This window comes from Arthrobacter sp. M2012083 (assembly GCF_000281065.1).
Lineage (GTDB): Bacteria > Actinomycetota > Actinomycetes > Actinomycetales > Micrococcaceae > Arthrobacter.
Map to the genome: position 1 here is coordinate 1 of NZ_AKKK01000037.1, position 11,125 is coordinate 11,125.

Sequence of the window (11,125 nt, forward strand, 5' to 3'; positions counted from 1 at the left end):
GCCCGCTGTTCCGTTGTTGGTTAACCACGGAACAGCGGGCCAGCGACGTTTAAGTCAGTTACAGCAGCGGGCGCCCGGCCATCCGCTCCAGTCGGCTGATCCGTTCCTTCATGGGCGGGTGTGTGGAGAACATGCGCCGCATGCCCCCGCCACGGAACGGGTTGGCGATCATCAGGTGTGAAGCATTGACCAGCCGCTGGTCTGGAGGGAGCGGCAGTTGGCTGACGCCCGACTCAATCTTTCGCAGGGCTGAGGCGAGCGCCAGCGGGTCGCCGGTCAGCTCCGCACCGTCTTCATCGGCGTCGAACTCACGCGTACGGGAGATAGCCATCTGAATCAGGGACGCCGCGAAAGGCGCGAGCAGGGCCATGGCGATGGTAGCCAGCGGGTTGGCGTTGCGCCGGTCCCCGCTGCCAAAAATCAGCAACATCTGGCCCACGGAGGTGATGACGCCGGCCACCGCAGCAGCTACCGACGAGGTGAGGATGTCGCGGTTGTACACGTGCATCAGCTCATGCCCCAGTACTCCCCTGAGTTCGCGGGCGTCGAGCAGGTGCAGGATCCCCTCGGTGCAGCACACGGCAGCGTTCTTGGGATTGCGTCCGGTGGCGAAGGCGTTGGGCGTCATGGTGGGTGAGAGGTAGATCCGCGGCATGGGTTTGTTGGCACGAGCGGACAGCTCCCGAACAATCTGGTACAGCTGCGGTGCTTGTGCCTCGGTGACGGGGTAGGCGGCCATGGAACGGATGGCGATCTTGTCACTGTTCCAGTAGCCATAGGCCGTGGTGGCCACACCGATCAGCGCCATGATCCAGATGGGCGTGGTGCTGCGCGTCCCGGCCGCGATGATGGCGCCCAAACCCAACAACACCGCCCACAGCACACCGAAGAGCGCCGCGGTCTTGAGTCCATTGTTGTGTTTATGCACGGTTGTTCTTGTCGCTTTCGTTGTCGCAAGGGTTCTGTACGGAATAACGCCGACGCCGCCCCTCGTGTTCCGTTGTCAGCCTACGTGGGCGCACGGGTGGCCTGCCGTGTGGTGACTGGCAGCGTCAGGGCACCGGATGCTTGGCGTCGTACGCGACGAATCCGGGCTGCATGCGCGAAGCAAACCATGCAACAAGGATGCAGAGGAGCCCGCCCAGCAGCAACACTCCACCTTCGCTCAGGAACTGGGTGACACCGCCAGCAAGCATGTCCCCTACCCGGGGCCCTCCGGCCACCACCACGATGAACACGCCCTGGAGTCGCCCCCGCAAGTGGTCCGGTGTGGCTGCTTGCAGGATGGTGGTGCGGAAAACGGCACTGACGGAGTCCGAGATTCCGGCAAGGGCGCAACAGAATGCTGCCGGGATCAGCCAAGGCGTGACACCGTCGCGGCCCGCATCCCCTGCCAGCAGCACCACCAATCCGAAGCCGGCAATGGACGCGCCCCAACCCATCACGGACCACACCACGGCGCTGCCCTGCTTGCGGACCCGCCCCAAGGGCCCGGAAAACAGCCCGGCCAGGAAAGCGCCCACGGCCGTTGACGCGAGCAGCACGCCAACAGTGGTTTCGCCCCCGCCGATCATTACCGCACCGATGGCCGGCATCAGCGCTCGGGGCTGGGCACAGATCATGGCGATGAGGTCGATGATGAAGGTCATGCGGACGTTGGGCCGCGTCCCGAGGAACCTAAAGCCCTCCACCACGGAGCGCAGCCCTGGCCGAACGGCATCCTTGGACGGCGGGAGGGGCGGGAGTTTGAAGAGCCCCCACAGTGCGAAAGTGAAGCTGATGACGTCGATGGTGTAGGTCCAACCGAAGCCGATGGTGGCCACGAGCACGCCCGCCAGAAGTGGCCCAGCGGTCATGGATAGGCCGAACGTCAGCATGCTGAGGGCGTTGGCCGCGGGAAGGAGGTCCTTGCGGACCAAAAGCGGGATGATGGCGCTCCGGGCGGGGCCGTTGATGCCTTGGGCGCCACTTTGGATGGCCACCAGTGCGTAAAGGAGCCAGATATTGCCGATCTCCAGCCACGCCTGCAAGGCCAATCCGGCCGTGGTTACCCAGAGGACAAGGGAGGCAATGATGGCCACTTTGCGGCGGTCGTAAGCGTCCGAAACGGAACCCCCGTAGAGCCCGGCGATCACCAACGGAACCAACGCAAAGATTCCCAGGAGGCCCACGTAGAAACTCTCCTGCGTGAGCCGATAGACCTCCAGGCTGACAGCCACCAAGGTCAACTGGGTTCCGATGGCAGCTACTGAGGCCCCCAGCCAGAGCCGCCGAAAAGCGGGACTCTCCTTCAGGGGAGTGATGTCTGCCAGTAGTTTCGCCACCGTCCTACCTTAACGAGCATCACAGCAACCTCTCGCAACTCTCCCCGGCTGCGGAAGGTGCTTGGTAGGCTCACCCCGGGGAAGGAGTTGAGATGGGCTTGGAGCGACGTTTGCTGTACCGTTCGGGGTTTTGGGAAATCGCCCGGCCGCGGCATCCCCTCACGGCCGGGCACATCTTGATCAGGCTGTCCGATCCGTCCACCGAATTTGCGCAGGCTTCAGCGGCGGACTGGCTCTTTTGCCACAACCTGGTACGCGCCGCACTCCATGACGTTCTGGGGGCAACCCGCTTCTCGGTGATGTTTGCCCACCGGTGGCACCCTTTGGGCTCTGCCATAGGCGAGCCTGTCGCCGAGTCCTCAACCCCCACGTTCCACCTCTTCGGGCGTTGGGACGGAGAAACTACGACGCCGGGTGCTCAGCTTTCGTTGCCGGCCCACCGTCGGCTCGGCGAGCCTGAGCACATCTTGGAAGCCACCGACACGGCGGTCCGTGAGGCGCTGCGACTGAGCCGACCTGAGGCCTCCGTGAGTTCCGAACCCGGGGCGGGCGCCGCCGTCGTGCGTTCTTCCGAAGACAAGCCCTCTTCTGACGCTGGTCCGCTGGTGCGGACCATGGAAACGGGGCCCCGCCATACGGTAATCGAACCTGTCCGGGCTGTGGCGAACGTTCGTGACATCCTGCCGGCGGAACTGCTGGCCATGGCTGGGGCCTTGGCCGCTCTTCCCCTCAGCGGAGGCCTCAGCGGTTTCAGTTGCCTGGCATTGGAATCCGAGACAGCAGACGCACCTCTGCGGGTCCATGCGTTGGGTCGATCCGCCGCTGAAGACGTGAATCCCATGGAGGATCTGTTCCGTTCACCAGAAGTTAGCCTTGCCTTATTGTGAACTGCTCAAAATAAGTGTTTCAATGAATGCATGACAGATCACACAGCCGAGCAAGCAGAATGGGCCGCAGCCCTGCATGCCCATGGCCGGCGTGTGACCAAACAGCGGCTGGCCGTGCTTGCCGCCGTCCAGCACCATCCGCATTCTCCGGCAGAAGGCATTCTTGCCGCTGCCCGCAAAGAGCTTCCCGAACTGACGGCGCAGTCCGTTTACGTAGTGCTCAGCGACCTCACGGACCTGCAGATGCTGCGCCGCTTCGAACCCCCGCACTCCCCGGCGCTGTACGAAACCCGGGTAGGTGACAACCACCATCACGCCGTGTGTATCAGCTGCGGCAAGGTGGAGGACGTGGATTGCGCCGTGGGACACGCACCGTGCCTCACCCCGCACTGGGATGAAAATTCCAAGCCCATGACCATCCAGATCGCAGACGTCCTGTACCAAGGCATCTGCCAGGACTGCCAGTCCAAACAACAGCTTCCCGTAACTTCCGTAACTCAGAAATAAAGAAAAAGGAGAACAATGACTGCCATTTCAACAACCCAGTCAGGTGCCCCCGTTACCTCCGACGCGCACTCGAAGTCCGTCGGCGCTGACGGTGCCATCATCCTCACCGACCACTACCTGGTGGAAAAGCTTGCACAGTTCAACCGCGAGCGGGTTCCGGAGCGTGTAGTGCACGCCAAGGGCGGCGGCGCATTCGGTACGTTCAAGACCACCTCGGACGTTTCGGCTTACACCAAGGCAGCCTTCCTGCAGCCGGGCGTCGAGACGGACATGCTGATCCGTTTCTCCTCCGTTGCAGGCGAGAACGGTTCTCCCGACACCTGGCGCGACCCCCGCGGTTTCGCCGTGAAGTTCTACACCTCCGAGGGCAACTACGACCTCGTTGGCAACAACACCCCCGTCTTCTTCATCCGCGACGGCATCAAGTTCCCGGACTTCATCCACTCCCAGAAGCGCCTCCCGGGCAGCCACCTGCGTGACGCTGACATGCAGTGGGACTTCTGGACCCTCTCCCCCGAGTCCGCACACCAGGTCACTTGGCTCATGGGCGACCGCGGCCTCCCGGCTTCCTGGCGTGAAATGCAGGGCTACGGCTCGCACACCTACCAGTGGATCAATGCCGCCGGCGAGCGTTTCTGGGTCAAGTACCACTTCAAGTCCAACCAGGGCGTCAAGACCATCACCGGTGACCAGGCTGAGCAGCTTGCCGGCTCGGATGCGGACTTCTACATCCGCGACCTCCAGGAGAACATTGCCGATGGCAACTTCCCCTCCTGGGAACTGCACGTCCAGGTCATGCCGTACGAGGACGCCAAGACGTACCGCTTCAACCCGTTCGACCTCACCAAGGTTTGGCCGCACTCCGACTACCCGCTGATCCACGTGGGCACCATGGAGCTGAACAAGAACCCGGAGAACTACTTCGCGCAGATCGAGCAGGCCACCTTCGCGCCGTCGAACTTCGTACCGGGCATTGCCGCCTCCCCGGACAAGATGCTGCAGGCCCGCATCTTCTCCTACGCAGACGCACACCGCTACCGCGTGGGCACCAACCACGCACAGATCCCGGTGAACCAGCCCAAGAACCAGGTCAACAACTACAGCCAGGACGGACAGGGTCGCTTCCTGTTCAACTCCCCCTCCACCCCGGTGTACGCACCCAACTCGGTGGGTGGCCCGGCTGCTGTTGAGCCCGCTTCGCCTGCTGGTGGCTGGGAGAACGACGGTGAGCTCACCCTCTCCGCCCACACCCTGCACGCTGAGGACGACGACTTCGGCCAGGCCGGTACCCTGTACCGCGAGGTCTACGATGACGCTGCCAAGGCCCGCCTCCTGGACACCATCACCGGTGCCGTTGGCGGCGTGAAGAACGCCGACATCAAGGAACGCGCCATTCAGTACTGGACCAGCGTTGACTCCGATCTTGGCGCCAAGCTGCGCGCCAACCTCGGTGCAGGCCAGACCGAGTCCGACGCCGAAGCAGCCAACAAGCTCTAAGCGTCTCTGCTCTACTGCATTTACAGGAACACCCCGTTGCGGATCTTCTCCGCGACGGGGTGTTCCTTTTGTTTTCCACATAGCTCTTGTTGGCTATGGCTGGGCGGGGATGGGCATCCCTAGGATCCTTCTATGAGTACATTCGAGGGCATCCCAACCGCCGCATTCCGTTTCTACGCCGAGCTTGAAGAGAACAACAACCGTGAGTGGTGGCTGGAGCATAAAACAACGTACGACGCCGAGGTGAAGGGACCGCTGACAGCCCTCCTTTCGGAGCTGGAGCCGAAGTTCGGGCCGGCAAAGATCTTCCGGCCCAACCGGGACATCAGGTTCTCCCAGGACAAATCACCGTACAAGACAGCGCAAGGCGCCTTCGCTGCCAGCCAGGAAGGCGTCGGTTTCTATCTTCAGATCAGTGCCGACGGGCTGCTGATCGGCGGCGGCTACCACTCCCACACGCCCGCCCAACTGGCACGTTTCCGGGCGGCAGTGGATGCTCCTGACAGTGGATCGGAGTTGCAGCGAACCGTAGACGCCGTGGCAGCGGCAGGCTTCGCCATTGAGGGTGAGACCCTCAAGACCGTTCCACGGGGTTTCGACAAAGAACACCCACGCGCAGAGCTGCTCAAGCACAAGTCCTTGTCCGCCAGCGTTGAGGTGGGTCAGCCGGAATGGTTGTCCACTCCCGCAGCCCGTGACGAGATTGCTGCCCGCTGGGAAGTGCTGAGGCCGCTGGTGGAGTGGGTCAGTGAGCATGCTGCGCCGTAGATATTCTCTGATGTTGGTCCTCGAAACTCACCTCAGACGCCCGCACGTTCGCCTGGCCGTGGTTATTGAGATACGCCGGCGTTGCGTCGAGGAGATTCACAAGGTCTTTGCCGTTGGCCTTCCCAAACACACTTCCCCAATGGCAGGAAACCGCAAAGCGCCAAAGACCGCCGGAGTCGTATGTTGTCTGCTGCTCCTCTTGCCGTTCGCCGTACCGGCGCTGGGAAGCCGTGGCGCCCGATCTGTTCCCAGCATCCCTTTGCAACCGGGCGTGACTTGCCGTCTTGAGTAACTAGCCCGGCCGGTTGGGGGGGGTGGGCAACGTCCATATAGGTCTCAGCGCAGAGATATGGATGTGCTGGTCCATGCTCCGCGACAGCTCGTAGGATGTCCGGCCTATCCTCGTCCTCAGGCTCCCCTGGGCGGGTTTCAAAGTCGACCCAGGCGCAACTTCCCAATTGCTTGCTTTGCTTGTTTTGCTGCCAGCGGACCTCGGCTATAAAACAGCGATACTTTTCCCCACCCCTGATAAGAGTCCATGTCCGGATCAGCGGCAGCCCTCCCTTAGTAGTGACACCGGCATAGGTAGCCAGCCGTCGTCAACTCCTAGGATCGGTTGTCACTCGACGCGTCAAGCCCACGCTCACCCACTTCTGGGTGAGAACATCGACGTCGACGCTCTGCAGCACTGAGCACCGGACCCGCGTCAAAGGAAGCTCTGTCGCGCAAACAGAATGCTCCATTCGCCCAAAAAAAGGTAAGACTCCTGCCTGTTTTGTATTTCAGTGAATTAGTAAGTTACTTGTAATAGCTGGTGTTTATATAGTCAATAAGTGCGGAATACGACGAGCTGAAAGCGCGGAATACCCAACTGGCTGCATACGGACAGGGCTATTCGTCAGTCATTACAACCTTCGAATCAGAAAGCTTCAAGTTCGAAGCCGAACGGGCCACCGCGGAAATCACCGAACGAACAGATTTGACCTACACAACGGGAGGACCGCCGGAGAGCTACAGGTACGAGCAGATTGTGGCGTTCACAAAGACGGACTCCGGATGGACAATCGACCCGGTCAAACCCAAGAATGAAGGCGGCTTACCACCTTCAACAGTAGTCAGCGCGGCACAACTGGCCCCGGCTCCCGGGGCTCGAAAGCCCCTTATCCTAGGACCAGGCCAGGTAGCCACTGAGGCGAAGGCTTCAGCACCTAACTCCCATGTACCCCAGACGAAGCCGGGTACCGGTCCCAAGTCGGACCAGGAAGTCACACTGGCCGCAGGGTACAACTACACGGCCATGACCAACTACGCCCTCAACTGGGCACTTGGCCGCAACGGCGCTTACCGATCATTCGGCAACGACTGCCAAAACTTTGTCTCCCAGTCGCTGAAGGCGGGAGGGTGGGCCGACCAAGGAGGTTGGTATACCTACGACAGCAGCTGGTGGTACACATTCGCCAATCAAACGTATTCATGGGTGGGTGCCCAAAACTTCCACAACTTTGCAGTCGGCCAAGGCCGGGTCAGCTATCTGAGCTACCTAAATGACCTTGGTCCTGCAGACGTATTGCAGGTGCATTGGCCTGAAGGTACGCCTGATGTCGACCATTCCATGTTCGTGACGTACTCCCCGTGGAGTGCGGGTACTCGTGACATCCGCGTTAGCTATCACACCACCGATACCCTCAACAGGAGTATCTGGAATCTTTATTCATCATTCCCATACGCAACCTGGTACGGCCTGCGGACCTAAGAGCTAAGCTAAATACCATGCACAATCTAGGACGGACATTTTTTGTCATATTGCTCTGCATTTTCGGTCTGGTGCTCGGCGGTTGCGACAGAACTTTCGACCCAGACATGGGACAACGCAATTCCACAGCCGAAACTGTTATTAGCGCTGCAAAGAATGGTGATCAAAAAAAGCTCTTGGAACTCGCGCTTGTCGACATGCAAGAAAGAGAGGCCGAAGCCAACGAACTCATCACCAAAGCCCAGGCTCTTGCATCCAGCGGATACGAGATCCAGTACCAGGAACATCACGGAGCACCTGACAACTACCTGGTGACAGCCAGCGATAACGAAGGCGATGATCTCACCTTCGAGCTCGACTGGCATGAGTCACGATGGCAGCTGGCACTAGGAACGGCTGGCCCACCGAAATCACCCGCCGCAACACCGTAGTCCGCACTGGAACATTCCGCTCTACAACGGCGTTCAAAGAGCGGCGATTAGGGCAGTAAAGAGAAGAACCCGGGAAGCACGTTGAACTGTTCCCCGGAAGTTGGATTTGAGAATTCAGTTCTGACTTCCGGGGAGCAATTTTGCATTCGCAGAGTTCGTTGCATGAGGTCCAGCGCGAGACCGCTGTAGCGTGGTTGGAGAAGTGTCTTGCGGATACGGCGACAGCTAATCGGTTGGGCGTGTCCCACTGGCCGGTCAAGAGTCTGCAACTGAAGTAAAGGATTCGTGGGCAAGGAGCGGTGAAGGTCCAAGCCCTCAAGGCCCGCGGCCGGTTCTGCTGCAGATCGCCGGCCTGGCCCGATCGACGTTCTTCTATCACTGGGCCCGCTTTCTTTCCCCTGACCGGCGGGAGGCGCTCAATGCCGCGGTCACGGACCTCTTCACGACGAACCATGCCCGGTATGGTCACCGCCGCATCCACGGAACTGCCCAACACTGGATGGACGGTTGTGAAGAAGACCTGCTGCAGCTGACGCGCTCACTTGGGCTTGCCTGCAAGGTCAAGCGGAGCAAGCGCTATAACTCCTACCAAGGCGTAACAGGGTGCCGCTGCGCCGAATCTGCTGAACCGCGAGTTCAATGTCACCGCCCCGAACCAGAAATGGGTGACGGACGTGACCGAATTCAGCGTCGGGGACCGGACACTCTACCTGTCACCAGTCATGGATCTCTTCGACCGGCAAATCATCTCCCATACCATCGGCACGTCCCCGAACCTGGACCTCACCAACACCTCGCTCCGCGAGGGCCCTGACCTGCTTGGAACCCGATCAGTACCCACTCGTTCATTTCGGACCAAGGATTCCAAAACCGGCACGATTCCTGGCTCGCTCTCTTCGAGGGCGCCGGAGCGGTCCAATCCATGTCTCGCAAGAGCAACTGCTACGACAACGCGGTGATGGAGAACTTCTTCCGCCACCTCAAGGAAGAGATGTTCCGCGACGTACGGTTCATCAGCACGGAAGCACTGGCCACCCATATAGACGACTACATCCACTACCACAAGACCAGACGAGACTCGACAAACCTCAAAGGGCCTGAGCCCAGTTCAATACCGGACCCAGGCCCTCGCGGCTTAGGCTTTTATTTTGGCCAGTCCAACTTTCGGAGCCCAATTCATGATGGTTCCCGGGCCCTTCGTGGAGCTAACGAGTGCAGCTGTCTGACAAGCTGCCGCGATTGGTTTAGACCTTCGTGTAGCTGTCTTCGTCCTCGTCGCCCTTGGGCTGGCGGCTTTCGGCGGCACCATTGACGGAGGCCTTGGCTGCGGCGAATTTCTCATTCAACCGCGAGTGGCGCTGGCCGTAGGCGAAGTAGATGGCCATGCCAATGACCAGCCAGATCGCGAAGAAGATCCAGGTTTCCACGGCCAGGTTGGTCATGAGGTAGAAGCAGAGGACTGCGGAGACCCACGGCAGAACCTTCCCGAACGGGACCCGGAACGCTGGCTTGAGGTCAGGCCGCTTCTTGCGCAATACCAGAATGCCAAGGCTGACCATCACGAACGCGGACAGCGTTCCGATGTTGATCATTTCCTCGAGCAGGTCCACCTTGGTTACGCCTGCAACCAAGGCTACGGCCGCACCACAAATGATCTGCAACCGGGCCGGCGTCGAGCGCTTTTCGCTCGTCTTGGACAGCGAGCGGGGCAGGAGGCCGTCGCGGCTCATGGCCAGGACCACGCGGGACAGGCCCATGAGCAGCACCATGATTACCGTGGTCAGGCCCACCAGGGAACCGAACGCAATGATCTTGGCGGCGTCAGTGTTGCCCACGGCCTCGAAAGCCGTGGTCAGGGTGGGGTTCTTTACCTCGGCCAACTGCGTGTAGGACACCATGCCGGTCAGTGCGAGGGAGACCAGGATGTAGAGCAGCGTGACCACGGCAAGGCCACCGAAGATACCGCGAGGCAGGGTCTTCTGTGGGTTCTTGACCTCTTCGGCGGAGGTTGCCACCACGTCAAAGCCGATGAAGGCAAAGAACACCAGGGCTGCGCCCGCGAAGACGCCGAGGGTTCCGTACTGGGCCGGAGCAGCGCCGGTGAGGAAGCCGAAGAAGGACTGCTTCATGACGTCGGCGGCGCCGGAGTCGGTGGGCTCAGAGGCAGGAACGAAGGGGGTGTAGTTGGAGAACTTCACGTAGCTGAAGCCAACAACGATCACGAACAGCACCACCGCGATCTTGATCAGCGTGAAGACGTTGCCAACGCGGGCGGACAGCTTTGTGCCCAGCACCAGCAGGACCGTGAAGATCGCGACGATGAGGAAGGCACCCCAGTAGAGGTCAACACCAGCCACTTGGATTGACGGGGGCATTTCCACACCCATCAGGCCAAAGACCGTACTGAGGTAAATGCCCCAGTACTTTGCGATCACGGCTGCGGCGGTGAAGAGTTCAAGGATGAGGTTCCAGCCGATGATCCACGCGAGGACTTCGCCCATGGTGGCGTACGTGAACACGTAGGCGGACCCTGCCACAGGGATCGCTGTGGCGAACTCGGCGTAGCACATGATGGCCAAGGCACACGTGACAGCTGCGATGGCAAAGGAAATGGTGACGGCAGGGCCGGCAAAGTTTGCGGCAGCCTTGGCACCCACGGAGAAGATCCCGGCGCCGACGGCAACGGCGACGCCCATGATCATGAGGTCCCAGGTGCTCAGGCTGCGCTTGAGCTTGCGACCGGGTTCGTCGGCATCGGCGATCGACTGTTCAATCGACTTGGTCCTGAAAATGTTCATAAAAATGCCACATTCTGGATGGGGGTGGTATAGGACTCATCAAGAATAGTGTCCGGCCAATGGACGGCCATATTTATCCCAGATAGTGAGACGAACCACGAAAAGCTGTGACGGCTGTGGCTGGTGTGACAAAGGCACGTAGCCCCCGTCACACCAGCCA

Annotated in this window: 11 protein-coding genes; 8 read left to right on the top strand and 3 right to left on the bottom strand. The window is 60.5% G+C overall.

Going from position 1 to position 11,125, the window contains the following annotated elements:
- Nucleotides 1-58 precede the first annotated feature (58 nt).
- Together htpX and A477_RS0115560 are read right to left on the bottom strand one after the other, a co-directional pair.
- Complete coding sequence (gene htpX, locus A477_RS0115555; protein ID WP_017199870.1) at nt 59-928, bottom strand: zinc metalloprotease HtpX; 870 nt, start codon at nt 926-928, stop codon at nt 59-61.
- A gap of 124 nt (nt 929-1,052) precedes the next feature.
- On the bottom strand, nt 1,053-2,324 hold the full coding sequence (locus A477_RS0115560) for an MFS transporter (RefSeq protein ID WP_017199871.1): 1,272 nt from the start codon (nt 2,322-2,324) through the stop codon (nt 1,053-1,055).
- A 92-nt stretch (nt 2,325-2,416) separates the two neighbouring features.
- Here A477_RS0115560 and A477_RS0115565 point away from each other — a divergent pair, with 92 nt between their 5' ends.
- The 8 genes from A477_RS0115565 (at nt 2,417) to A477_RS24015 (ending at nt 9,479) form a co-directional block, all read left to right on the top strand.
- A complete protein-coding gene (locus A477_RS0115565) occupies nt 2,417-3,211 on the top strand; it encodes a hypothetical protein (protein WP_017199872.1) in 795 nt (264 codons plus the stop codon).
- 30 nt (nt 3,212-3,241) lie between these two features.
- Complete coding sequence (locus A477_RS0115570; protein ID WP_017199873.1) at nt 3,242-3,718, top strand: Fur family transcriptional regulator; 477 nt, start codon at nt 3,242-3,244, stop codon at nt 3,716-3,718.
- A gap of 15 nt (nt 3,719-3,733) precedes the next feature.
- Nucleotides 3,734-5,215 (top strand): catalase, encoded by a 1,482-nt coding sequence (locus A477_RS0115575; protein ID WP_017199874.1) that lies wholly within the window; start codon nt 3,734-3,736, stop codon nt 5,213-5,215.
- Nucleotides 5,216-5,347: 132 nt separating this feature from the next.
- Entirely contained in the window at nt 5,348-5,983 is a 636-nt protein-coding gene (locus A477_RS0115580) for a DUF2461 domain-containing protein (RefSeq protein ID WP_017199875.1), read from the top strand.
- Between the two features lie 979 nt (nt 5,984-6,962).
- Nucleotides 6,963-7,736, top strand: a complete 774-nt coding sequence (locus A477_RS22775) for an amidase domain-containing protein (protein WP_017199876.1) — start codon at nt 6,963-6,965, stop codon at nt 7,734-7,736.
- A 17-nt stretch (nt 7,737-7,753) separates the two neighbouring features.
- Nucleotides 7,754-8,167, top strand: coding sequence for a hypothetical protein (locus tag A477_RS0115590; protein ID WP_157367105.1), 414 nt, complete (start codon nt 7,754-7,756; stop codon nt 8,165-8,167).
- 623 nt (nt 8,168-8,790) lie between these two features.
- Entirely contained in the window at nt 8,791-9,126 is a 336-nt protein-coding gene (locus A477_RS24010) for a DDE-type integrase/transposase/recombinase (protein WP_353579773.1), read from the top strand.
- Nucleotides 9,126-9,479, top strand: coding sequence for an IS3 family transposase (locus A477_RS24015; RefSeq protein WP_353579774.1), 354 nt, complete (start codon nt 9,126-9,128; stop codon nt 9,477-9,479). Before A477_RS24010 ends, A477_RS24015 begins: the two co-directional genes overlap by 1 nt.
- On the opposite strand, the gene A477_RS0115595 is transcribed toward A477_RS24015, so the two are convergent.
- Complete coding sequence (locus A477_RS0115595; RefSeq protein WP_017199878.1) at nt 9,412-10,965, bottom strand: amino acid permease; 1,554 nt, start codon at nt 10,963-10,965, stop codon at nt 9,412-9,414. The genes A477_RS24015 and A477_RS0115595 overlap by 68 nt on opposite strands.
- Nucleotides 10,966-11,125 lie beyond the last annotated feature (160 nt).